Below are 21,894 nucleotides of genomic sequence, written 5' to 3'. Positions count from 1 at the left end.
GCACCCGAGCCGGTACGACCCCCTAGTACCTGCGCGGTACGAGCCACCCGCCGACACCCCCGAGGCCCACCCCCTCGGCGTGTCCCGGAACCGCCCCATCACCTTCGTCCCGGCCGACGCCGAACATACGATGGCCGCGGGATCACGACATCACCCCAAGGTCGCCCACCTGGCGACAGCGTTCGACCGACTGTGGCGGCCGGCCACCCCTCCGCACCCCGAGGCCGCCCGACAGCCTTCGTACGACGGTGTCACGCCCTGCCGACGGACCATCGCCGCACTCCTGGCGGAAGGCCGCACGGACACCGCGATCGCGGAACGTCCCGGCATGAACCTCCGGACCACCCGCGAGCGCACGGCGAGACCCACAGCGGCCCCCGGCAGCGCCGGCCGTGCCCGACTCGGCCACCTCACCGGCGGGACCGGAATCCTGAAGCAGAAGGAAGCCGACACATGACGGTGCCCCACCCACCCCATGGAGTGGAGGAGCTGTGCGAGGCGGGCCTGGAGCTGTACACCCGCGCGCTGCGTGAGGAGCAAGTCGCCGCGGATGAGGCGGAGTCACTGCCCTGCCTGATCGAAGCGGGCCTGTTGCAACCGGACTTGGAGGACGTACGCCGGCTGAGACCGGTACCCCCCGCCGTCGCCCTGTCCCGCCTCCAGCGCACAGCAGACGACGACATCGCCGAACGCCGCAGACAGAGCACGCGGTTGGCGGAGAGCTTCGAGCCGCTTCTCACACTCGTCATGCCGGACAACGGGAGCACGGACACGTCCGGCATCCACCTGCTCAGCGGCCTGGACCGGATCAACTCCGCCATCTCCGCGGCGATGGCGGCCGTGTCCGGTGAACTCCTCACCGTCCAGCCCTCCCCCAACCGCCACCCCAGGACGGTCAGCGTGGCCCTGGACCGCGACCAGGCCCTGCTGGACCGGGGCGGCCGTATCCGCACGCTGTACCAGCACACCCAGCGCCACATACCCGAAACCCTGGCCCGTTACGAGCAGTTGAGGGGCGACGTCGAGGCCCGCACCCTCGACGAGGTCACCGACCGCCTGATCCTCATCGACCGCAAGGTCGCCTTCGTCCCCGCCGGCAAGGACCGCACCCTAGCCCTGGAAGTCCGCAACCCGGCCCTCGTCAGCTACTTCACCACCACCTTCGACCGCCTCTGGCGCCTCGCCACCCCCATGCACCCCCAGGCGGTCCACCACACCCCCCTCAGCGGCGTCACACCCCGCCAGCGCGCCATCGCCGCTCTCCTCGTCGAAGGCCACACCGACGCCGTCATAGCCGACCGCCTCGGCATGAACATCCGCACCGCTCGAGTCCACATCGCCAAACTCGCCACCACCCTCGGCAGCGACAGCCGAGCCCAACTCGGCTATCTCATAGCCCGATCCGGCATCCTGGACGGGGAAGGAAAAGACCGGTGAACCATCAGGAGCACGGTGCGGAGAGGCTGTGTGAGGCGGGCAGGGAGTTGTACGGACGTGCGCTGCATGCCGGTTGGCTCGCGGCGGCGGATGCCGGGCCGGCACCTTGCCTGGTCCGGTTCGGGTTACTGCACCCGACTCCCCATGATCTGGGCCGACTTGAGCCGGTCGCCCCGACGGTCGCGCTGCACCGCCTGCTGCGCTCCGCCGAGGACCGCATCGCGGACGAGCGTCGCCGCGAGGCCGAACTGGTCGACTCCTTCGAGCCGTTGCTGCGGATCGACGTCCCGCCGGACCTGACGTACGACAGCCCCGCGCTCCGCGTCCTCAGCGGCACCGAACGCATCAACCAGGCCCTGGACGAGGCCCTCCTGAGCGCCTCCCTCGAACTGCTCAGCATCCAGCCGCACATCCCGTACAGCAGCGGGCGCATCGAACGCGCGCGAGCCGCCGCCATGCCGCGCGACCAGGCACTCCTCGACCACGGCGGCCGTATCCGCACCCTCTACCAGCACACCCAGCGCCACTCCCTGGGCGTCCTCGGCTACACGGAACAGCTCAAGGGCGACGTGGAGTGCCGGTCCCTGGACGAGGTCACCGACCGCCTCGTGGTCGTGGACCGTGCCGTCGCCTTCATCCCCGCGGGCGACGACGGCCGGCTCGCCCTGGAGATCCGCCACCCCGCGCTGGTCAAGCACTTCGTGACGACGTTCGACCGGCTCTGGCGCCTCGCCACCCCCATGCACCCCAGACCCGTCACTCCCCGCCCCGCCCTGAACGGCGTCACCCCCCGCCAACGCGCCATCGCCGCCCTCCTCGTGGAGGGCCACACCGACGCCGTCATCGCCGACCGCCTCGGCCTCAACGTCCGCACCGCCCGCGAGCACATCGCCAAGCTCGCGGCGACTCTCGGCAGCGACAGCAGGGCCCAACTCGGCTACCTCATAGGCCGGTCGGGAATCCTTGACCGGGAAGAGTGACCCCGCCGCCACGCGCCCCGCCGTCCCCGCGCGCCCCACCGCCACGCGCCCCGCCGTCCCCACCCGCCTCGCCACCCCGGTACGACTCGCCCCCCTCGTACGCCTCCCCGCCCCCGACCAGCCCCACCTGCGCGATCCGCACGCCGAGTTGGGTACGGCTGGCCGCCCCCAGCGTCTCGGAGAGGCGGGCGATATGGGCGCGGCAGGTGCGGACGCTGATGCCCAACCGCTCGGCGATGACGGCGTCCTGGTGCCCCTCGGCGAGGAGCGCGGCGATGGACTGCTCCCGGTGGGAGACGCCTTCGAGGGCGGGGGCGGGGATGGGCGCGGTGAGGGGGATCGCGAGGCGCCAGAGGCGTTCGAAGACGGTGACGAGGTAGGTGATGAGCGCGGGGTGGCGGAGTTCGAGTGCCATCGTGCGGTCGGGGTTCGCGGGGATGAAGGCGACGGCGCGGTCGAAGACCATCAGCCGGTCGGTGACCTCGTCGAGGGTGCGCGCCTCGACCGCGTCCCCCATCAGGTCGAGGTAGGTCAGCAGCCCCTGGCCGTGCCGGGCGACGTGGTTGTAGAGGTCGCGCATCCGAACTCCCCTCGCCCGCAGGGACATCGCGCGATGCAGTCCCTCGGAGAGCTCGTGCTCGCGCCGGATGCCGCCGGGCTGGACGGTCAGCACCTCGGTCGTGCAGGCGTCGGTCGCCTCGTCCAGCGCCGCCTGGATACGGGAGGCCCCGTCCAGCACGCGCAGTGCCATGCCCTCGCCGGAGACGCTGACGGGGCCGCCGAGTCCGGCGTACCACTCGAAGGCGGCGACCGCCGCGCCCATCCGTCGCCGGCTCGCGCTGACCTCGTCGTACAGGCCGTGCAGCAGGCGGGTCATGACCTCCTGCGGCGCCGTGGGGACGAGCCAGTCCATGTCGTCGGGATCGGGGTGCAGCAGGGCGAGTTCGAGGAGGCAGGCCGCCTGTTCGGCGTCGGCGCGCGGGATACGGCCGCGGCGCACGGCGCGGGAGTAGACGCGGTCACCGGCCTCGCACAGTCGGTCGGCACCGTGGGGATGGTCCTCCGTCCCGTGCCCGGTCATCGTCCATCCCACCCCCGCAGTTTGCTCTTCCGCAGCGCAACTATGCGGGGCGTCCGCCCGGCTCCGCAACACGGCGCCCCCGCTCACACGACCTGAAATCCCCCGGTATACGGCCGTTTCGACCCGCCTCCGCCCCTCGCACTGCAACAAGCTGACGGTGGTGCACCGTACCCACTCAAGGCATCGTGGAACCGCTCCACCCGGGCTGCCGCTCGCCCGGGAGACCCGGCCGGACGCTCCCCGTCCGGCCGGGTCCACCACGCCGCGAGGGAACCCGTACGACCCGTAGTACCCCCGGCCCCCTCCGGCCCTAGTACCTCCGGCCCCTCCCGCCGTAGTACCTCCGGCGCCGGAAAGAACCCCGGCTCAACCCTCCGCACCCCTCCCCACCCCCGCCGTAACCCCCCACAATCCCCGGTATGGCGAACCGAGACGCACGGAAACCACCCCGCCTGACCCAACCCGTACGACCCGTACGACCCGTACGACCAAGCCCCGGCCCCGTACGCCTCCTCCTCGCCCTCCTCACTCCCCTCCCCCTCCTCCTCACCACCAGCTGCGACACAGGCTCCACCCCCGACGTCACCACCACCCCCGGCGCCACCACCCAGCCCCCCTCCCGCCCCCACCAGGACGGCCACCTCGTCTTCACCGTCCTCTCCCTGCGCTGCGGCCTCACCGGCGTCAGCGGCACCCACAGCGACGCGGAGCCCGACGGCCAGTTCTGCTCCGCCCGGCTCCGCGTGGACAACCCCAGCGCCGACTTCCACACCTACGTCGTGAAGGACCAGCGCCTGGAGGGCGTGACCGGCCGCGCCGCCCGCCCCGACAGCTTCGCCATGGCCGTCCGCCGCCAGCACGAGTCCGTCTCGATCGGCGGCCACTCCCTCATCGAGGTGGAGCTCTGGTACGACGTCCCGCGCGACGCGAAGGTCACCGGCCTGCGCGTCATGGGCGACCGCGACCCGGCGGGCTGGATGGCGACGACACCGGCGGCACACGCGCCGGACGGGCTGGTGATCCCGATGAAGCCCTTGATGGGCTGGTGACCCCCTACTCGAGACCGACTACTTGAGGCCGACTACTTGAGGCCGACCGCCGCACAAGCCGACTCGAACTTCGCCGTGCAGATCTGCGCCACCGTGTAGATCCCGTCCGCCACGACCGTCGACTTCACCTTGTCCTTGGTCACCGCGACCACCGTCACCAGCTGCGCCGGGATCTTCTTGTTCGTCGGGCTGTCCACCCGGTCCCGCGTCAGGGAGTCGAACTTGATGTCCTTCCCCTGGATCTTGGCGACGGCCATCTCCGCGGCGGCGGCGGCCATCTCGGGGTACGGCTTGTAGACGGTCATGTACTGCTTGCCGCTGATGATCCGCTGCACGGCCGGCAGCTCCGCGTCCTGCCCGGTGACCGGCGGCAGATTCGTGACCCCGGCGTTCTCCAGCGCCTTCAGCGCGCCCCCGGCCATCGCGTCGTTCGCCGAGTACACCCCCGCGATGTTGTTCTTGCCGATCTTCTCGATCGCCTGCTCCATCTCGGACTGCGCGAGAGTCGGGCTCCACTCGTCGGTGTCGTAGGTGGCCGCGATGGTCACCCGCCCGTCGATCTCGCCCAGCGCGCCCGCCTTGAACTGCCCCGCGTTGGGGTCGGTCGGCGAGCCGTTGATCATCACGATCTTGTCGGCGGTGCTGGCGTCGTTGATCGCCTCGACGAGCGTGCGCCCCTGCACCTGCCCGACCAGCTCGTTGTCGAAGGAGACGTACGCGTCGATCGGCCCCTCGGCGAGCCGGTCGTAGGCGATGACCGGAATCCCCGCGTCCTTGGCCTTCTGCACGGTGTCCGCGATGCCCTTGGAGTCGACCGCGTCGAGGAGGATCAGGTCCACCTTGTCGCTGATCATCTTCTCCATCTGCTGGACCTGCGTCGCCGCCTTGGCCGCCGCGTTCTGGTAGACCGTCTTGCCCTGCTTGTTCGTGAGCTCGGCGATCTTCTCCTTGATGATCGGATAGTCGAACTGCTCGTACCGGGTGTTGGTCTTCTCCGGCATGAGCACGCCCACGGTGAGGTCGTTGCCCTTCGTCGGGGTGGCGTCGGCCGTGTCTCCCGTCGCGTTGAGCATCCCGCATCCGGCGAGCGAGAGGGTCATCGTGGAGGCGACGACGGATATGGCGATACGACGCATGCGGGGGCTCACTTCAGGTGGCGTTCCGGACATGGGTACGACTTCTTGGACCCAGGTGTCTGAAAGCCAACGCGGCCCGCTCCCACAGAGTCAAGAAGAATCACTTAACGAGATAGCAACATCACACTGCGCTCAAGCAACGACAACACATGGAGACGACTCCCCGGCATCTCCAACACCCTTCACACACCCGCCACTTGAGAAGCCCGAAAGGGCCCGGAGTCATGAACTCCGAGCCCTTCGAAGGCATTCGCCCCACTTGGGAAGAATTTCAGTCCTTCGGCTTCTTCGGCCGCCAGACCACCAACGCACTGGTCTGCTGCACCTCCTGGTACGGCACCAGATCCCGCCGGTACGACGCGTGCACCGCGGCCTCGCGCTGCTGCATCGCCGCCGCCGCGCCGTCCAGCGCCGACTCCAGCTCCGTCACCCGGGACTGGAGCGCGGCGACCTGGTTCTCCAGCTCGATGATCCGCTTGATACCTGCCAGGTTGATGCCCTCGTCCTGCGACAACTGCTGCACGGCACGCAGCAGTTCGATGTCGCGGGCCGAGTAGCGGCGGCCCCGCCCGGCCGTGCGGTCCGGGGAGACCAGGCCGAGACGGTCGTACTGCCGCAGGGTCTGCGGATGCAGACCGGAGAGCTGGGCCGCCACCGAAATGACGTAGACCGGGGTCTCCTCGGTCAGTTCGTACGGGTTGCGCCGGCGGCCGTCCATCACTCTCATGCTCCCTTCGCGGCCTCGAACAGCTCCGCCCGCGGGTCCTCGCCCGCGGTCGCCTCGCGATACGCCTCCAGTGCGTCACGAGCCTTCCCCGTCACGTCCTTCGGGACACTCACCTCGACGGTGACCAGAAGGTCCCCGCGGGTGCCGTCCTTGCGGACCGCGCCCTTCCCGCGCGCACGCATCGTGCGCCCGTTGGGCGTGCCCGGCGGCAGCTTGAGCGTCAGCGCGGGCCCGCCCAGGGTGGGCACCTTGATCTCGCCGCCGAGCGCCGCCTCCGAGAACGTGACCGGCACGGTCACCGTCAGATTGTCGTCCTTGCGCCCGAAGACGGGGTGACTTCCGACGTGGACGACGACGTAGAGGTCGCCCGCCGCGCCGCCCCGCTCGCCGGGGCCGCCCTTGCCGCGCAGCCGGATGCGCTGCCCGTCCGTCACCCCTGCGGGGATGCGGACCTGCATCGTCCGCGAGGACTTGGCCCGGCCGCTGCCGTGGCAGTCCTCGCAGGGCTGCTCGGCGATCAGGCCGCGCCCCTTGCAGTCGGGGCACGGGTCGGTGAGCGAGAAGCCGCCGCCCGAGCCGCGCGCGACCTGCCCGGTGCCGACGCAGGTCGGGCACACGCGCGGCGTGCCGTTCTTGTCGCCGGTGCCGGAGCACGTCTTGCAGGCGGCCTGTGAGGTCATGCGCAGCGGGACGGTCGCCCCCTCGATGGCCTCGGTGAAGCTGAGGGTCACCTCGGTGTCGATGTCCTGGCCGCGCCGGGGCTGGGTGCGCCCGGCGGTCGTACCGCCCCGGTTGAACAGGCCCCCGAAGACGTCCCCGATGCCGCCGCCGAAGCCGCCCTGGGCACCGCCCTGGCCGCCGCCCCCGAAGAGGTCGCCGAGGTCGAAGTTGAACGAGCCGCCGCCCGCGCCGGGCCCCGGACGGAAGCCGCCGTTGCCGAAGAGAGCGCGCGCCTCGTCGTACTCCTTGCGCTTCTTGGGGTCGCCGAGGATGTCGTTCGCCTCGGAGATCTCCTTGAAGCGCTCCTCCGCCTTGGCGTTGCCCTTGTTGGCGTCCGGGTGGAACTCGCGGGCGAGCTTGCGGTACGCCTTCTTGATCTCGGCCTCGGTGGCGTCCTTGGGGACGCCGAGGACCTTGTAGAAGTCCTTCTCGATGAAGTCCTTGGTGCTCATCCTCGACGTGCCCCCTTCCGCTCGTCGGCTGCGTCAGCCCTCCTCAGGGCCGTTGTCCTTCTCGTCGCCGGCCTCGTCCTCGGCCTTGACGGTCTGTGCGCCGGGCTGCGGTTCGGCGACGGCCACCCGCGCGGGGCGGATGGTCCGCTCGCCGATCCGATACCCCGGCTGGAGAATCGCCACGCACGTCGTCTCCGTGACGTCCGGCGCGTACGAGTGCATCAGCGCTTCGTGGATCGTCGGGTCGAAGGGCTCGCCCTCCTTGCCGAACTGCGTCAGCCCCATCTTGGCGGCTGTCGTCTCCAGCGACTCCGCGACGGACTTGAATCCGCCGAGCAGTTCGCCGTGCTCCCGCGCGCGGCCGATGTCGTCGAGGATCGGCAGCAGTTCGGTCAGGAGGTTCGCGACGGCGATCTCCTTGACCGCGATGCGGTCCCGCTCGACCCGGCGGCGGTAGTTCTGGTACTCGGCCTGGAGGCGCTGGAGGTCGGCGGTGCGCTCGCCGAGGGCGGTGCGCACCTGGTCCAGCTGGGCCACCAGACCGGCGGTCTGGTTCGCGTCCCCGGCCGGGGCCGCCTCCTCCTTGGGGGCGGCGGCCGTCGGCTCGGCGTCTTCAGGGGCGCCGGAGGGGACGTCGGGCTTCTCCTCGAAACCCGGGGTCTCCTCCGTCACGCGGCACCACCCTTGGGCTTCTCGTCGTCGACGATCTCGGCGTCCACGACGTCGTCGTCGGCCTTGGGACCGGCCGCGCCCTCGGCACCCGCCGCGCCCTGGGCCGCCTGCGCGTCCGCGTACATGGCCTGGCCGAGCTTCTGGGAGACGGCGGCGACCTTCTCGGTGGCGGTGCGGATCTCGGCCGTGTCCTCGCCCTTGAGCTTCTCCTTCAGCTCGACGAGCGCGTCCTCGACCTCGGTCTTGATCTCGCCGGGGACCTTGTCCTCGTTGTCCTTGAGGAACTTCTCGGTCTGGTAGACGAGCTGCTCGCCCTGGTTGCGGGCCTCGGCGGCCTCGCGGCGCTTGTGGTCCTCGTCCGCGTACTGCTCGGCCTCCTGGCGCATGCGGTCGACCTCGTCCTTCGGCAGCGAGGAGCCGCCGGTGACGGTCATCTTCTGCTCCTTGCCCGTGCCGAGGTCCTTCGCGGTCACGTGCATGATGCCGTTGGCGTCGATGTCGAAGGAGACCTCGATCTGCGGGACACCGCGCGGGGCGGGCGGCAGGCCGGTCAGCTCGAACATCCCGAGCTTCTTGTTGTACGCCGCGATCTCGCGCTCGCCCTGGTAGACCTGGATCTGCACGGAGGGCTGGTTGTCCTCGGCGGTGGTGAAGATCTCGGAGCGCTTGGTCGGGATCGTCGTGTTGCGCTCGATGAGCTTCGTCATGATGCCGCCCTTGGTCTCGATACCGAGGGACAGCGGGGTGACGTCGAGCAGCAGGACGTCCTTGACCTCGCCCTTGAGGACACCGGCCTGGAGGGAGGCGCCGATCGCGACGACCTCGTCCGGGTTGACGCCCTTGTTGGCCTCACGGCCGCCGGTCAGCTCCTTGACGAGCTCCGCGACGGCGGGCATCCGGGTCGAACCGCCGACCAGGACGACGTGGTCGATCTCGCTGAGGGAGATGCCGGCGTCCTTGATGACGTTGTTGAAGGGCGCCTTGCAGCGCTCCAGGAGGTCCGCGGTGAGCTGCTGGAACTGCGCGCGGGTCAGCTTCTCGTCGAGGTGCAGGGGGCCCTCGGCGGAGGCCGTGATGTACGGCAGGTTGATCGACGTCTCGGAGGACGACGACAGCTCGATCTTCGCCTTCTCGGCGGCCTCGCGCAGGCGCTGGAGGGCCATCTTGTCCTTGCCGAGGTCCACGCCGTGGCCCGACTTGAACTGCTGGACCAGGTAGTCGACGACGCGCTGGTCCCAGTCGTCACCACCGAGGTGGTTGTCGCCGTTGGTGGCCTTCACCTCGACGACGCCGTCGCCGATCTCCAGCAGCGAGACGTCGAACGTGCCGCCACCGAGGTCGAAGACCAGGATGACCTGCTCGTCCTTGTCGAGGCCGTACGCGAGGGCGGCGGCCGTCGGCTCGTTGACGATGCGCAGGACGTTCAGGCCCGCGATCTCGCCGGCCTCCTTCGTCGCCTGGCGCTCCGAGTCGTTGAAGTACGCGGGGACGGTGATGACCGCGTCGGTCACCTTCTCGCCCAGGTACGCCTCGGCGTCGCGCTTCAGCTTCTGGAGGATGAACGCGGAGATCTGCTGCGGGTTGAAGTCCTTCCCGTCCAGCTGGATCTTCCAGTCCGTGCCCATGTGGCGCTTCACGGAGCGGATGGTCCGGTCCACGTTGGTGACGGCCTGACGCTTGGCCACCTCGCCGACGAGCACCTCGCCGTTCTTCGCGAAGGCGACGACGGACGGCGTGGTCCTGGCGCCCTCTGCGTTGGTGATGACGGTGGGCTCGCCGCCTTCAAGAACGCTGACGACGGAGTTAGTCGTGCCCAGGTCGATGCCGACCGCACGTGCCATGGTGATCTTCCTCCAGCTGACTTGAGTGGAACAGGCTCAAGTGTGCATCACCCGCCCAGCCGAGTCAACAGAGCTGAGCCACCAAGGCTCAACTCTTATCCGTTCCTTACACGCATGTCACCCCTGACCTGCGAGGACTCCCCCCTCCGAGGCCCCTGAACACGTGCCCCAGGGGTGACACCAACAACCTGAGCCCCCTTGCGCCCCACACTCCCCAGCCCGAGACGGCGCACGCCCCCGAGACGCCGTACGACGAGACGGCTTACGAGGGTGAGGCGCCGCGAGCCGGAAGCGCGCCCGAGCCGCCGCGGGCCGGGTGCCCGGTTTCCCACCCTCTCCCCGCTCCGCCCCGCACGCACCTTCACGGCCGGCGCCGGCCGCCCCGGCGCCCCGTACACGCGCACGCGCAGCAGCCCCAGGACGGCCACCACCGCACCGGCCGCCACCCACACCGACGCGGCCCCACCCGTCCACCCCATGTGGACGAGCACGCCCACCAGGACGCCCGCGAAGACCCCGGCGCCGATCAGGACGACACTCCCCTGCGCGGTGATCCCGAGGCGGCGCAACCGGTGCGCGAGGTGGTCCGGCGCGGTCCGCAGCAGCGGCCGTCCGGCGCGTGCGCGCGAGAGGGCCACGAGGACGACGTCCAGGGCCGCCACGGCCGTCAGGGCGAGCAGCACGCCCGCGCCGGCGAGCGGTTCGCGTCCCGCGCACGCCTGGACGGCGACGGCGGCCGGCAGGAACCCGGTGAACAGCGCGCCGCACGTACCGAGCCCCACGCGCGCGTGCGGCCAGTTGTGCATCAGGAACCCCGTCAGGGCCGCGGCGAGGACGCTGAGCAGGGCGGCCGGCCCGTCCAGCACCTCGGCGGCGGCGCACGCTCCGGCGCCGAAGGCGGTGACGACACCGGCCGTCCCGGCGACGCCGTCCGCGTGATCGAGGCTCCGGAAGGCGAGGGCGACGAAAACGACCCAGGCGACCGAAACGACGCCCCCCAGGACGCCGATATCGCCATAAGGGATCACGAACGACGCCGAGACGGTCGTACCGATCACCAGGAAGCGGGTCTTCAGCCGCCACAGGTCGGCGGCGAGGCCGAGGAGGGCGACGGCGCCGGCGGCGGCGAGGAGGGCGCCCGTGCCGGGGTCGAGGGGGGCGAGGCCGGTGCGGTCCCCGAGGACGGCGATCCCGCAGGTGGCGGCCACCACCGCCGGCCCCCCGGACGACGGCACCCTTCGCACCCGCTGCCGCCGCTCGACCAGCCCCACGCGCAGCGCGGGGACACGGAGCAGGGCGGCCAGGACTGCGGCCAGCGCGAGCGCGGCGGTGGCGGCGGCGATTCCATAGAGCACGGTCTTAAATTAGTCACAAATGTAGCAATTAAGTACGAATGACATGAACGGAACGATCCCGTCATACCCGTAGCCCTCACGTCACCCGTTCTAAGGCAAGCCTCAGCGACTCAGATCACTCCGCACCCCGCTACAGTGCGACGGAGAATACGGGGTACCCTCGGACGGACTGAATAAGTTACCGCTTAGTAACTCCGATCCTCCCCTCGCAGGCACGAGGAGCCCCCATGCAACTCGCCGCGATCATCGTGTCGCTGGTCCTGATCGTGGTCGGCGTGGCCCTGTTCGCGCGCGCCCTGCTACAGATCTACAACTTCATGCGCCTCGGCCAGGACGTGCCGGCCGGCACCCGCACCGACGAGCCCGCGCAGCGCACCCTGACCGTCGCCAGGGAGTTCCTCGGCCACACGCGGATGAACCGCTGGGGCGTCGTCGGCGTCGCGCACTGGTTCGTCGCCGTCGGCTTCTTCTCGCTGCTGCTGACGATCGTCAACGCCGTCGGCCAGCTCTTCCAGGCCGACTGGCTGCTGCCGGTGGTCGGCGAGTGGGCGCCGTACAACGTCTTCGTCGAGTTCATCGGCACGATGACCGTGCTCGGCATCCTCGTCCTGATCGTCGTGCGCCAGCTCAGCAAGCCGGACAAGCCGGGCCGCAAGTCCCGCTTCGCCGGCTCGAACTTCGGCCAGGCGTACTTCGTCGAGACGGTCATCCTGATCGTCGGCGTCTGCATCTTCATGCTGCACGCGCTGGAGGGCGCCCAGCACCACGTCGACAGCTACGAGGCGTCGTTCTTCATCTCGTACCCCGTGGTGTCGTGGCTGGGGGGGATGGACCTCTCCACCCTCCAGAACCTCACCTACTTCTTCGCCGGCCTGAAGATCGCGACGTCCTTCATCTGGATGATCACGGTAGCTCTCAAGACCGACATGGGCGTCGCCTGGCACCGCTTCCTCGCGTTCCCGAACATCTGGTTCAAGCGCGACGCGAAGGGCGGTACGTCGCTCGGCGCGCTGCTGCCGATGACCTCCGGCGGCGAGCCGATCGACTTCACCGACCCGGGCGACGACGACGTCTTCGGCGTCTCGCAGGTCGAGCAGTTCTCGTGGAAGGGCCTGCTGGACTTCTCCACCTGCACGGAGTGCGGTCGCTGCCAGTCGCAGTGCCCCGCCTGGAACACCGGCAAGCCGCTCTCGCCGAAGCTGCTGATCATGTCGCTGCGCGACCACGCGCACGCCAAGGCGCCGTACCTGCTCGCGGGTGGCGGCAAGGACATGGAGGGCACGGAGAAGGCGTCCGAGGAGCAGCTGGCCGGGGTGCCCGCCGCCGCGCTCGCGGAGGCCGAGCGGCCGTTGATCGGGACCGCCGAGGAGAACGGCGTCATCGACCCGGACGTCCTGTGGTCCTGTACCACCTGCGGGGCATGCGTCGAGCAGTGCCCGGTGGACATCGAGCACGTCGACCACATCGTCGACATGCGGCGCTACCAGGTGATGATCGAGTCGGCCTTCCCCTCCGAGGCGGGCACGATGCTCAAGAACCTGGAGAAGAAGGGCAACCCCTGGGGGCTCGCCAAGAAGCAGCGCCTGGAGTGGCTGAAGGAGCTGGACTTCGAGGTCCCGGTCGTCGGCAAGGACATCGAGGACCTCTCCGAGGTCGAGTACCTGTACTGGGTCGGCTGCGCGGGGTCCCTGGAGGACCGCGCGAAGAAGACGACGAAGGCGTTCGCCGAGCTGCTGCACATCGCGGGCGTCAAGTTCGCGATCATGGGCGGGGACGAGAAGTGCACGGGTGACTCCGCGCGGCGCCTCGGCAACGAGCCGCTGTTCCAGGAGCTCGGCATGGAGAACGTCATGGCGCTGAACATGGCGTTCGGCGAGGAGATGGACGACAACGGCAAGGTCACGCCGGAGTCCCGCAAGCCGAAGTCCGCGAAGAAGATCGTCGCGACCTGCCCGCACTGCCTGAACACCATCGGCAACGAGTACCCGCAGCTCGGCGGCGACTACGAGGTCGTCCACCACACGCAGTTGCTGCAACTCCTCGTCGACGAGGGCAAGTTGGTGCCGGTGACGCCGGTCGAGGGGATCATCACGTACCACGACCCCTGCTACCTGGGGCGGCACAACAAGATCTACACGCCGCCGCGCGAGATCATCGCGAAGGTGCCGGGGCTGCGCAACGAGGAGATGCACCGGCACAAGGAGCGCGGCTTCTGCTGCGGCGCCGGTGGTGCGCGGATGTGGATGGAGGAGCGGATCGGCAAGCGCATCAACAACGAGCGCGTGGACGAGGCTCTCTCGCTGAACCCCGACATCGTCTCGACGGCCTGCCCCTTCTGCCTCGTCATGCTGACCGACTCGGTCAACGGCAAGAAGAACGAGGGCAAGGCGAAGGAGTCCATCACGGTCGTCGACGTCGCCCAGCTGCTGCTGGAGTCGGTGAAGACGCCGGTGGACCCGGAGGGGGCCGCGGAGACGGAGAGCGAGCCGGAGCCGGAGCCGGTGAAGTAGCCCGCGGGTATTACGGGTACGAGGGCGCCCCTCGCCTCCTTCTTCGGAGGTGGGGGGCGTCGTCGTGGGGTGAGGGCGTCGGAGGGGGACGGCGTCCGAGTGGTGTCCGCCCCTCTCGTCCGGCTTGTCGTACTTGAGGTGTACGGGGTTCTCAGGGGCGCGCCGTAGGGGTCGTACGGGTACTACGGGCCCGCTCCCCTAGGGGATGTCACAGGTCGGCCGCAATGGGGTCCGGTATCCGTCCGCTCCCCCACCTCACTCTCCGGGACCAGGTACGTTCGAAGGCGTGGCTGGATTCAGGATCGGACGCGGCGGCCGGGACGACCGCGCCCCGCAAGCGCGACCGCAACACCCCCCGCACGGGCAGCAGGCGCCCCAGGGACCGTCGTACGGTGCCCAGGGCCCCACGTACGGGCAGGGTGCACCCTCCTACGGCCAGGGCGGCCCGCCTGCCGGGTACCCGCCGCAGCCGTCGTACCCGCAGCAGCGGCCGTACGGCGGGCCGGGCGGCGGCAACCAGGGCGGGAGAGGCGGCGGCTCGGAGGAGCCGGAGTACTTCGGCGCGGGCGCGGGCGGGGGCCATCCGCAGGGGCCGGGCCAGGGCTACGGTCAGCCGCAGGGCGCCCCGTACGACCCGTACGCCGCGAACAACCCCGGGCACACGCAGGCGTTCTCGGTCGACGACCACCAGCAGTACAACCAGGGCGAGACGTACCACGCGGGCTCCGCGCCGGCCGGTCCGGCCGGACCCCGCCTCCCCTGGAAGGAACTGCTGAAGGGCATCGTCACCGCCCCGAACCAGACCTTCCTCGTCATGCGGGACTACACGATGTGGGTCCCCGCCCTCATCGTGACCTTCCTCTACGGCCTCCTCGCTGTCTTCGGCTTCGACGGGGCCCGCAAGGACGCCATAGACGCCACCCTCGCCAACGCGATCCCGATCGTCCTGACGACGGCCGTCGCGATGGTGATCTCCTCCTTCGTCCTCGGCGTCGTCACCCACACCCTCGCCCGCCAACTCGGCGGCGACGGCGCCTGGCAGCCCACCGTCGGCCTCTCCATGCTGATCATGTCCCTCACGGACGCGCCCCGGTTGGTCGTGGCGATGTTCTTCGGCGGGGACGCGTCGTTCGTCCAGCTGTTGGGGTGGGCGACCTGGGTGGCCGCGGGTGCGCTGCTCACGCTGATGGTGAGCAAGTCGCACGATCTGCCTTGGCCGAAGGCGCTCGGCGCGTCCGCGATCCAGTTGGTGGCACTGCTGTCGATCGTGAAGCTGGGGACGTTCTGAGCGGCGGTCCCGAGGTATTACGGGTACGACCACGAAGGGCCCGGTGTCGTCGCGACGCCGGGCCCTTCGTGGTCGTACCCGTCTCCTGCCTCAGGCGTCCGAGCCGGTGCGGGGCTGTGAGCGGAAGATCCGGCGGAAGGTTTCCGGGGGGCGCCGGGGCGGAGGGCTGAAGCACCACGGGGACGCACCGGCGCACCGACGTGCCGGAAGCGGACCTTCCCCGCCGCCTCTCGACCCCGGACACACCACACACCGGCACCGCAGGGATCTCCGCACGGTCGGTGTCGCCTCCGTCGGCGAACCCTTCGACCAGGCCGGCTTCCCGCGCGCTGCCTAGCGCATCTCCTCCGAACAGAAGACTGGGGCGGGGCGTGCGCGTCGTGGCGCGTCCCGGAGCCGTACGCCCTCGGCGAGCCGGCCCGCTCGCGAGGTCAGCCCGGGCCGGGATCGGAGGTGTCGGACGCCGCGCTCGCGGCACGGCGGTACTCGGCGTTGATGCGCTGGGCGTCCTCCAGCTGGTCCTCAAGAATGACGATGCGGCAGGCGGCGTCGATCGGGGTTCCCTTGTCGACGAGCTCGCGGGCGCGGGCGGCGATCCGCAGCTGGTAGCGGGAGTACCGGCGATGTCCGCCCTCCGAGCGCAGCGGAGTGATCAGCCGAGCCTCACCGATGGCCCGGAGGAAGGCGGGGGTGGTGCCGAGCATTTCGGCGGCCCGGCCCATGGTGTATGCGGGGTAGTCGTCGTCGTCCAGACGATCGCCGAGCGGATTATCTGCTGCCATGTCACCTCGTTGTGCAACGCGTCGAGGGGCCCTGGTACCGAACGGCACCAGGGCCCCGAGGGGAATTCAACACCATCCGCCGACCCTCGTACCGCGTCGGCCTTCTGTTTCCGCTTCCCGGCCCGGCAAGGGGAGGGGTGCGGGGATCGCGACTGCGTGACCGGGGACCACCATCCGATCCGGGGTCTTGCGGCACCCGGACCGAGAACGTGTCGGGCCGGGCGATCCTGATGGCGTCTGCTCCTCCGTTCTACCCGGCAGTTCATGTCTGCCAGGTCCATCTCGACCATGTCTACGAGAAGAAGAGCAACCACACGAGGAGTCAATATCTACTCTCACAAGAGTAGATATTGACGCCCAGGGATCACAGGCATCCGAGCCCCCGCGACAGAGGGTGGAAGAAGTCGCCGTGGCCGGCGAGGTGCCGGGGCGGCCTCGGGCTGCTCGTGGCAGGTGAAGCCGAGGCGGGTCATGGCCCGGACGACCTCGCCGCTGCTGAAATCGCGGCGGTCCTGTCGGGTGATGACCTGTCCCACTTGCTTGACCGGGTAGGGGCGACGGCCGATGGTCACGGATTCACTCGTGACGATCTCGGGCGTGATGCCCTTCATCGAGGCCGGCACTCCGCTCTTGGTCAGCTCGGACGAGTACCGGGCGATGACACAGCGCATGACGCCTCACAGGTGAAAAAAAGGGGGGACGGGCCTATCGGGCGAGGTGGATCAGGGGGCGAGCGCGAGGACGCTCGGGGTCCGGGCCGGCTCACCGAGAGCGCCGGACGACGTGGAGGGCTCTTCGCCAGGAACGCTCCGCGGTTCGTCGAGAACGTCCCTCAGACGGAGCCGGTCCGTGTACTCGGGGCTGTCGCGGAGGGCCGCGAGCCGGGCCCGGGTGATCAGTCCCGTGCTCTGCTCGTCCCCGTCGCAGAGGACGAGGTGATCGACACGGGCACCGGCCATGAGGGACAGAGCCACCTCGACGGTCATGTCGTCACAGACCCGAGGCCCGGACGCGGCCCTGCCGTCGACCACAGCCTTGAGGGGGGAAACCACTCCATCGTGCTGCGTCCCGGTCGGCGTCAAAACGTCTCCTCTGAGAAAGGGGCAGGTCTGTGAGGTGGGAGAGCGTGCTCGCCGGGCAGGGGGCGGGCACGCGGGCAACGGGGCGCCAGTGCCTGGCGTCACGTTCCCGTCGTCCACCCGGAGGGCGTCGACGCGGTGGACGGCGGCGCGGTGGGCGGGAAGGTGACGACAGGCCCTGGGCAGCCGAGCCGGAGCCGGCCCGCCGCTGTGCCCTGCGGGGTACCGCTTCGCCTCCGGCCCGGCCCTGGCCCCAGCGCCCCCGACGGCCCCAGGACGAGGAGGACTCGCCACACGGTCGTTCCGCCTCCGGCGCGGCGATGACGACCGGGACAGCGGAAGGGGCCCGGGCACCGGTGATCCGGCTCAACTCCGCCTCGCCCGACCGCACCTGGGCGATCCGGGGAGTGATGCCGGCCGAAGCCGTCAGCCGGCTCACCTCGCGACGCCGGCCATGGGTCACCAGGGTGACGACGCTGCCGGACTCGCCGGCCCGCGCCGTACGACCGCCGCGGTGCAGGTAGCCCTTGTGGTCGGTGGGCGGATCGACGTCGACGACCAGGTCGAGGTCGTCGACCCCGCCGTACGGGCCGGCGTGGCGAGGCCGAGAGCGAGGGTCTTGCCCGAGCCGGTACGGCCTCGGCCGTGTACGTCACGACCCGCCAGGGAGTTCGGCAAGGTCGCCGCCTGGATCGGGAACGGTACGGTCGGCCCCTCGTGGCCGAGCGTGGCCAACAGCCGCGCGGGCATGGCGAGTTCGGCGAACGTCTCGACAGCGGGGAGCGCGGTCGTGACCGTCCTCGGCGGCGCGAACTCACCCTGTACGGCCTGCCGGTTTCCGTGGCTCCTGGACCGGTGCGGAACTTCGGAGCGGCCACGTGTGCGCGTGGTCGTGCGCGTGCGGTTCATACGGAGCCTTCCTTGATGCGGCGCGTATCAAGGAATTCCCGCAGCAGATGAGCGGCGCAGAGAATTGTGAGAACGAGCCGATACGGCAGGGAGTGCGCCCTGAAATACAACGAGCTGGGGCCCGCACCCCAAGGTGCGGGCCCCAGCCACGAAGAATGCGTGCCGGTGTCGGCGTCAGGCGGGAACGATGTTCTCGGCCGTCGGGCCCTTCTGGCCCTGCGCGATGTCGAACGACACCTTCTGGCCTTCCTGGAGCTCGCGGAAGCCCTGGGCGGCGATGTTCGAGTAGTGGGCGAAGACGTCGGGGCCGCCGCCGTCCTGCTCGATGAAGCCGAAGCCCTTTTCCGCGTTGAACCACTTCACGGTGCCAGTAGACATATCTTTATCTCCTTCGGAGACGGTTTCAGGAATTCACCCTGCGTGAAATCCGTGTCGCCGTGCTGATTAACCCGTCGGAAATGAACCTTCTGGCAACCACACCTGCAACCGAGATCGACAGTAGCACGGTCCGATCGACCTCGAAGGGCCAATAATTCCGACCCTGCCGACGATCGAGAAATACTCTCCGCCCTCCGCGCCTATTTCTCACTCCACGGGAACAGATATTGCCCGCCGCGAGCATGACCTTCCTTGCCGCAAGCTTCGTCCCACAGCTCTGGTCACATAGCGCCCCTGTCCTCCGGGCCCACCATCCACGTCGTCCACCGCAACATCGAGGGCGACCGCCGCTCGTCAATCCGCCGCAGCTCGGCCTGGCCAGGACGTCGTTGCAACGGTCAGGGCGTGACCCGGTTGCGGTGTGCCGCTCTTCCAGCGCCAGGAACCAGACCCCGCCCGGAGTCTCAGCCGACGAGTTGGTGGATCGCCGCCACGAAGTTGAACACCGTCGGCAGAACGAGGACGCCCCCGACGCCGATCCGCACGCACCCCGCGGTGCGACAGCCTCGGCTCGACGGCGGCGGTCGGATCAGCTGATCGCCTGCCCTCATCGTCTCGTCCGGAGCGGTCGAGCCACGCCCGGTACGGCGTTGCCTCCGCCCCAGCCCTTTGAAGACGGCCGGCGCCGTCGCCGTGAAGGCGGCCGGCTGGAAATGCTCACCCGGCGAATGGTTCACCCGGGTCAAGCGGGTGGGGGCGTTCGCCTGCACCCATGTGCAATCGACAGTCCTGACCGGTGCGGGCTCGGGCCGCACTCCCGACGACAGCGCGGAGAGGGCCCGAGGCCGGTTGCCGGACCTGACTGCTAGGCGGCCTTGGGTCCTGCCGCCCGCACGCCCGACGCGGGCCCGTGCGCGTCCTCGGGCGGGGAGATCATGTCTTCCCCGAAGTCCGGCGCCTGGAAGGGGGTTGTCGTCGGAGGTGGCGATGCCGCGGTGGAACGGCGGGGTTGCTCTTCCGGAGCGGAGAACAGCGACGTCAGGTTGATGAGAGGTCTGCCTTTCGTTGCAGGCCCCTGAGCGGGCCTGGTGTGCCGTGACCGGGCACAGCGGTCCTACAGCCTGGTCATCTTGGCGTACGGGCTCAAGATCCGCATTTGCGTCGAGCCGAAATCCACGAGCGCGGCGATCCCGTCCTCGATGCCGATGACCCGGCCGAGACCGTACACGTCGTGTGATACCTGGTCGCCCAGGGCGAAGTGCTTGGGGGCCGGTGCGACCGGACTCTTGAAGGGGCTGGTGGGCAGGCGGCGCTTAGGCGCGGCGGGCTTTGTCATTGCCCCCAGTATGCGCCCATGTGTATCCGGTTCGGTATGGCCTTCCGCATACGCCGGGGGCGACATCGCTGTCCGAGAGGCCAGGAACCCATGCCACCGCTCTGGGGCTCCCAGACCGGGCAGGGCGGTCGGAGACTCGACTGCGGGACCCTGCCCGACTCGATCCTCCGAGGTGAGAGCCACACTCAGCCGGCTGCGATCATCGCCCAGGCCGTGGTGGCGGGCCTCGCAACGCCGCTTTCCCTCACCGGCACTCCCGAGAAGGATCAGATCGCTTCCCGGTTGTCCTTCGGCGCCTCGCCCGACCTGTGTACCGGTGGCAGAACGCTCCAAGGAAAGTTGATCCAGTCGTCCGTGCGCTTCCAGACGTAGTCGCACTTCACGAGGGAGTGGGACTTCTCGTAGATGACGGCGCTGCGGACCTCGGCGACCGTGTCGAGGCAGAAGTCGTGGACCAGTTTGAGGGTCTTGCCGGTGTCGGCGACGTCGTCCGTGATCAGGACCTTCTTGTCGGAGAAGTCGATCACGTTCGGGACGGGGGCCAGCATGACCGGCATTTCGAGGGTCGTGCCCACGCCGGTGTAGAACTCGACGTTCACCAGGTGGATGTTCTTGCAGTCGAGCGCGTACGCGAGACCGCCGGCCACGAAGACGCCGCCGCGGGCGATGGAGAGGACGATGTCCGGCTCGTACCCGTCGTCGGCGATGGACTGGGCGAGCTCGCGGACGGCGACGCCGAAACGGTCGTACGTCAGGTTCTCTCGTACTTCGGTCATGCCGCCCGCCTCATACCTGGGTGCGATGGAAGTTACGGAAGGAGCGGGAGGCGGTCGGGCCGCGCTGTCCCTGGTAGCGGGAGCCGTACCGCTCGCTCCCGTAGGGGAACTCCGCGGGGGAGCTGAGGCGGAACATGCACAGCTGGCCGATCTTCATACCCGGCCACAGCTTGATGGGGAGCGTGGCGAGGTTGGAGAGTTCGAGGGTGACGTGGCCGCTGAAGCCGGGGTCGATGAAACCCGCGGTGGAGTGGGTGACGAGACCGAGGCGGCCGAGGGAGGACTTTCCCTCGAGGCGGGAGGCCAGGTCGTCCGGAAGGCTGATCACCTCGTAGGTGGAGGCGAGGACGAACTCCCCCGGATGGAGGATGAACGGCTCGTCCCCCTCAGGTTCTACGAGTCTCGTCAGGTCCCCCTGCTCGACCGAGGGGTCGATGTGGGGGTAACGGTGGTTCTCGAACACCCGGAAGAACCGGTCGAGTCGTACGTCGATGCTGGACGGCTGCACCATGGATTCGTCGTAGGGATCGATCCGTACCCGTCCGGCGTCGATCTCGGCCCGGATGTCCTTGTCTGAGAGAAGCACGTCCCGAGGATACGCAAGACGCGCGGAGTCGCCCCAATCGGACGGCTCCACGCGTCGGGTCACTGCCGGGTACCGCTCGCTACCGGGTCTGCTCCACCCCGGCCGGCGCCGCGCCGATCGATGCGGGGCCGGTCGCCGCCGTGCTCACCGATACCGCGCCGACCGGTACCGCGCTGCGTAGCCGGGCGCAGCGCGGGCATCGGACGAGGCGTCCGGGGCCGAGCCGGTCGGCCTGCTGCATCGGGAACGAAGCGGTGCTGAACACGTGCCCATCGGCACAACGGACGACGGTGAGTTCCATCAAGTCCAGAGTCCCTTCCCCAAGAACCGCGTCACCTCTGGCGGGGATGCCGTGACGACGGGCGTCACATTACGGGATGAAAGGGACGGGCCTCCAGGCGGCACTCCGCGCTTCCCGGACCCTCTTCCACACCTCCACCGTACGCCCCAACTCCCGTTCCACGAAGCCCGATCCGCCCTACGAGACGCCCCTCGCACCCCTGCCTCCAGCGGCGTCGCCTCGTGATGGGGTAGAGTGACGGAGCAGTCGGGCGCCGGGTTCTTCCCGCTCCGATTTTGTGCGGGTGTAGTTTAGTGGTAGAACATCAGCTTCCCAAGCTGAGAGTGCGAGTTCGATTCTCGTCACCCGCTCTATTAAAATGGCTCAGGTTTAGCGACCTGGGCTTTTTTGTTTTGCGTTGCAGCTACTGAGCTTGAACTCATGATGTCGTTGGGGTGAGGGATAGTCCGGTTCCGGCGAGGCATCCGTCGATGAGGTGGGGGCGGTACTGGATCTTTCG

The 21,894-nt window shown here is 69.4% G+C and carries 21 protein-coding genes, 1 tRNA gene and 1 pseudogene; 7 read left to right on the top strand and 16 right to left on the bottom strand.

The genetic code is table 11. From position 1 onward, the window contains the following. The first annotated feature begins 328 nt into the window (after positions 1-328). Genes ABZX85_RS34505 through ABZX85_RS34495 form a run of 3 tightly spaced genes read left to right on the top strand, consistent with a single transcriptional unit; the run spans position 329 to position 2,417 of the window. On the top strand, positions 329-457 hold the full coding sequence (locus ABZX85_RS34505; protein ID WP_355877614.1) for a hypothetical protein: 129 nt from the start codon (positions 329-331) through the stop codon (positions 455-457). After that, complete coding sequence (locus tag ABZX85_RS34500; protein ID WP_355877611.1) at positions 454-1,437, top strand: LuxR C-terminal-related transcriptional regulator; 984 nt, start codon at positions 454-456, stop codon at positions 1,435-1,437. The genes ABZX85_RS34505 and ABZX85_RS34500 overlap by 4 nt, the downstream gene beginning before the upstream one ends. Continuing rightward, positions 1,434-2,417 carry a helix-turn-helix transcriptional regulator gene (locus ABZX85_RS34495; RefSeq protein WP_355877608.1) on the top strand — a complete coding sequence of 328 codons (984 nt, stop codon included), beginning with the start codon at positions 1,434-1,436 and terminating at the stop codon, positions 2,415-2,417. Before ABZX85_RS34500 ends, ABZX85_RS34495 begins: the two co-directional genes overlap by 4 nt. Here ABZX85_RS34495 and ABZX85_RS34490 read toward each other — a convergent pair. Further along, positions 2,380-3,498, bottom strand: a complete 1,119-nt coding sequence (locus tag ABZX85_RS34490; protein ID WP_355877978.1) for a helix-turn-helix transcriptional regulator — start codon at positions 3,496-3,498, stop codon at positions 2,380-2,382. The genes ABZX85_RS34495 and ABZX85_RS34490 overlap by 38 nt on opposite strands. 419 nt (positions 3,499-3,917) lie before the next feature. On the opposite strand from ABZX85_RS34490, the gene ABZX85_RS34485 reads away from it, so the two are divergent. Next, positions 3,918-4,547, top strand: coding sequence for a hypothetical protein (locus ABZX85_RS34485; protein WP_355877606.1), 630 nt, complete (start codon positions 3,918-3,920; stop codon positions 4,545-4,547). Between the two features lie 32 nt (positions 4,548-4,579). On the opposite strand, the gene ABZX85_RS34480 is transcribed toward ABZX85_RS34485, so the two are convergent. The 6 genes from ABZX85_RS34480 to ABZX85_RS34455 all read right to left on the bottom strand — a co-directional run bounded on the left by ABZX85_RS34480 (position 4,580) and on the right by ABZX85_RS34455 (position 11,450). Beyond that, entirely contained in the window at positions 4,580-5,683 is a 1,104-nt protein-coding gene (locus ABZX85_RS34480) for a substrate-binding domain-containing protein (protein WP_355877603.1), read from the bottom strand. A gap of 271 nt (positions 5,684-5,954) precedes the next feature. Next, positions 5,955-6,401: a helix-turn-helix domain-containing protein gene (locus ABZX85_RS34475; RefSeq protein WP_355877601.1), complete on the bottom strand. Its 447-nt coding sequence runs from the start codon at positions 6,399-6,401 to the stop codon at positions 5,955-5,957. Positions 6,402-6,406: 5 nt separating this feature from the next. Further along, positions 6,407-7,582, bottom strand: coding sequence for a molecular chaperone DnaJ (gene dnaJ / locus ABZX85_RS34470; protein WP_355877598.1), 1,176 nt, complete (start codon positions 7,580-7,582; stop codon positions 6,407-6,409). Between the two features lie 33 nt (positions 7,583-7,615). Continuing rightward, positions 7,616-8,254, bottom strand: coding sequence for a nucleotide exchange factor GrpE (gene grpE / locus ABZX85_RS34465; RefSeq protein WP_355877595.1), 639 nt, complete (start codon positions 8,252-8,254; stop codon positions 7,616-7,618). Continuing rightward, positions 8,251-10,095, bottom strand: a complete 1,845-nt coding sequence (dnaK, locus tag ABZX85_RS34460) for a molecular chaperone DnaK (protein ID WP_355877592.1) — start codon at positions 10,093-10,095, stop codon at positions 8,251-8,253. Before dnaK ends, grpE begins: the two co-directional genes overlap by 4 nt. A 95-nt stretch (positions 10,096-10,190) precedes the next feature. Then, the gene (locus ABZX85_RS34455) at positions 10,191-11,450 is read right to left on the bottom strand and encodes an undecaprenyl/decaprenyl-phosphate alpha-N-acetylglucosaminyl 1-phosphate transferase (RefSeq protein WP_355877589.1); all 1,260 of its coding nucleotides are present in this window, start codon (positions 11,448-11,450) and stop codon (positions 10,191-10,193) included. Between the two features lie 227 nt (positions 11,451-11,677). On the opposite strand from ABZX85_RS34455, the gene ABZX85_RS34450 reads away from it, so the two are divergent. Continuing rightward, positions 11,678-13,960 (top strand): (Fe-S)-binding protein, encoded by a 2,283-nt coding sequence (locus ABZX85_RS34450; protein ID WP_355877586.1) that lies wholly within the window; start codon positions 11,678-11,680, stop codon positions 13,958-13,960. A gap of 205 nt (positions 13,961-14,165) precedes the next feature. Continuing rightward, positions 14,166-15,248 carry a YIP1 family protein gene (locus ABZX85_RS34445; RefSeq protein WP_355877583.1) on the top strand — a complete coding sequence of 361 codons (1,083 nt, stop codon included), beginning with the start codon at positions 14,166-14,168 and terminating at the stop codon, positions 15,246-15,248. A 431-nt stretch (positions 15,249-15,679) separates the two neighbouring features. Here the strand turns inward: ABZX85_RS34445 and ABZX85_RS34440 are convergent, their stop codons facing one another. The 9 genes and pseudogenes from ABZX85_RS34440 to ABZX85_RS34400 all read right to left on the bottom strand — a co-directional run bounded on the left by ABZX85_RS34440 (position 15,680) and on the right by ABZX85_RS34400 (position 21,359). After that, entirely contained in the window at positions 15,680-16,030 is a 351-nt protein-coding gene (locus ABZX85_RS34440) for a helix-turn-helix domain-containing protein (protein WP_355877580.1), read from the bottom strand. A 335-nt stretch (positions 16,031-16,365) separates the two neighbouring features. After that, the gene (locus ABZX85_RS34435; RefSeq protein WP_355877577.1) at positions 16,366-16,701 is read right to left on the bottom strand and encodes an SCO5918 family protein; all 336 of its coding nucleotides are present in this window, start codon (positions 16,699-16,701) and stop codon (positions 16,366-16,368) included. Between the two features lie 51 nt (positions 16,702-16,752). Next, positions 16,753-17,016, bottom strand: a complete 264-nt coding sequence (locus ABZX85_RS34430) for a CBS domain-containing protein (protein ID WP_355877574.1) — start codon at positions 17,014-17,016, stop codon at positions 16,753-16,755. A 295-nt stretch (positions 17,017-17,311) separates the two neighbouring features. Next, positions 17,312-18,018, bottom strand: a pseudogene (locus ABZX85_RS34425) (DEAD/DEAH box helicase); the annotation flags it as partial. 174 nt (positions 18,019-18,192) lie between these two features. After that, positions 18,193-18,396, bottom strand: a complete 204-nt coding sequence (locus ABZX85_RS34420) for a cold-shock protein (protein WP_355877571.1) — start codon at positions 18,394-18,396, stop codon at positions 18,193-18,195. A gap of 1,114 nt (positions 18,397-19,510) precedes the next feature. Continuing rightward, on the bottom strand, positions 19,511-19,732 hold the full coding sequence (locus tag ABZX85_RS34415) for a hypothetical protein (protein WP_355877569.1): 222 nt from the start codon (positions 19,730-19,732) through the stop codon (positions 19,511-19,513). Between the two features lie 266 nt (positions 19,733-19,998). Then, entirely contained in the window at positions 19,999-20,508 is a 510-nt protein-coding gene (locus ABZX85_RS34410) for a phosphoribosyltransferase (RefSeq protein WP_355877566.1), read from the bottom strand. 10 nt (positions 20,509-20,518) lie between these two features. Next, positions 20,519-21,094 (bottom strand): dCTP deaminase, encoded by a 576-nt coding sequence (gene dcd, locus ABZX85_RS34405; RefSeq protein WP_355877563.1) that lies wholly within the window; start codon positions 21,092-21,094, stop codon positions 20,519-20,521. A gap of 79 nt (positions 21,095-21,173) precedes the next feature. Further along, the gene (locus ABZX85_RS34400; protein ID WP_355878009.1) at positions 21,174-21,359 is read right to left on the bottom strand and encodes a hypothetical protein; all 186 of its coding nucleotides are present in this window, start codon (positions 21,357-21,359) and stop codon (positions 21,174-21,176) included. 315 nt (positions 21,360-21,674) lie between these two features. On the opposite strand from ABZX85_RS34400, the gene ABZX85_RS34395 reads away from it, so the two are divergent. Beyond that, positions 21,675-21,745 (top strand) — tRNA-Gly (locus tag ABZX85_RS34395). Positions 21,746-21,894: the final 149 nt, after the last annotated feature.

The organism is Streptomyces sp. NPDC004539 (genome assembly GCF_040610055.1).
In the GTDB taxonomy this organism is placed as follows: Bacteria; Actinomycetota; Actinomycetes; order Streptomycetales; family Streptomycetaceae; genus Streptomyces.
This window is presented reverse-complemented; position numbering and strand designations above follow the sequence as displayed.

Excerpts from the sequence above, each read along its gene's own strand:
- ABZX85_RS34445 (WP_355877583.1), top strand. The coding sequence starts at position 14,166 with ATGTCACAGGTCGGCCGCAATGGGGTCCGGTATCCGTCCGCTCCCCCA.
- dnaK (WP_355877592.1), bottom strand. The coding sequence starts at position 10,095 with ATGGCACGTGCGGTCGGCATCGACCTGGGCACGACTAACTCCGTCGTC.
- ABZX85_RS34435 (WP_355877577.1), bottom strand. The coding sequence starts at position 16,701 with ATGCGCTGTGTCATCGCCCGGTACTCGTCCGAGCTGACCAAGAGCGGA.
- ABZX85_RS34440 (WP_355877580.1), bottom strand. The coding sequence starts at position 16,030 with ATGGCAGCAGATAATCCGCTCGGCGATCGTCTGGACGACGACGACTAC.
- ABZX85_RS34410 (WP_355877566.1), bottom strand. The coding sequence starts at position 20,508 with ATGACCGAAGTACGAGAGAACCTGACGTACGACCGTTTCGGCGTCGCC.
- ABZX85_RS34415 (WP_355877569.1), bottom strand. The coding sequence starts at position 19,732 with ATGACAAAGCCCGCCGCGCCTAAGCGCCGCCTGCCCACCAGCCCCTTC.
- dnaJ (WP_355877598.1), bottom strand. The coding sequence starts at position 7,582 with ATGAGCACCAAGGACTTCATCGAGAAGGACTTCTACAAGGTCCTCGGC.
- ABZX85_RS34420 (WP_355877571.1), bottom strand. The coding sequence starts at position 18,396 with ATGTCTACTGGCACCGTGAAGTGGTTCAACGCGGAAAAGGGCTTCGGC.
- ABZX85_RS34480 (WP_355877603.1), bottom strand. The coding sequence starts at position 5,683 with ATGCGTCGTATCGCCATATCCGTCGTCGCCTCCACGATGACCCTCTCG.
- ABZX85_RS34430 (WP_355877574.1), bottom strand. The coding sequence starts at position 17,016 with ATGACCGTCGAGGTGGCTCTGTCCCTCATGGCCGGTGCCCGTGTCGAT.
- ABZX85_RS34475 (WP_355877601.1), bottom strand. The coding sequence starts at position 6,401 with ATGGACGGCCGCCGGCGCAACCCGTACGAACTGACCGAGGAGACCCCG.
- ABZX85_RS34490 (WP_355877978.1), bottom strand. The coding sequence starts at position 3,498 with ATGACCGGGCACGGGACGGAGGACCATCCCCACGGTGCCGACCGACTG.
- ABZX85_RS34505 (WP_355877614.1), top strand. The coding sequence starts at position 329 with ATGAACCTCCGGACCACCCGCGAGCGCACGGCGAGACCCACAGCGGCC.
- ABZX85_RS34485 (WP_355877606.1), top strand. The coding sequence starts at position 3,918 with ATGGCGAACCGAGACGCACGGAAACCACCCCGCCTGACCCAACCCGTA.
- ABZX85_RS34450 (WP_355877586.1), top strand. The coding sequence starts at position 11,678 with ATGCAACTCGCCGCGATCATCGTGTCGCTGGTCCTGATCGTGGTCGGC.
- ABZX85_RS34500 (WP_355877611.1), top strand. The coding sequence starts at position 454 with ATGACGGTGCCCCACCCACCCCATGGAGTGGAGGAGCTGTGCGAGGCG.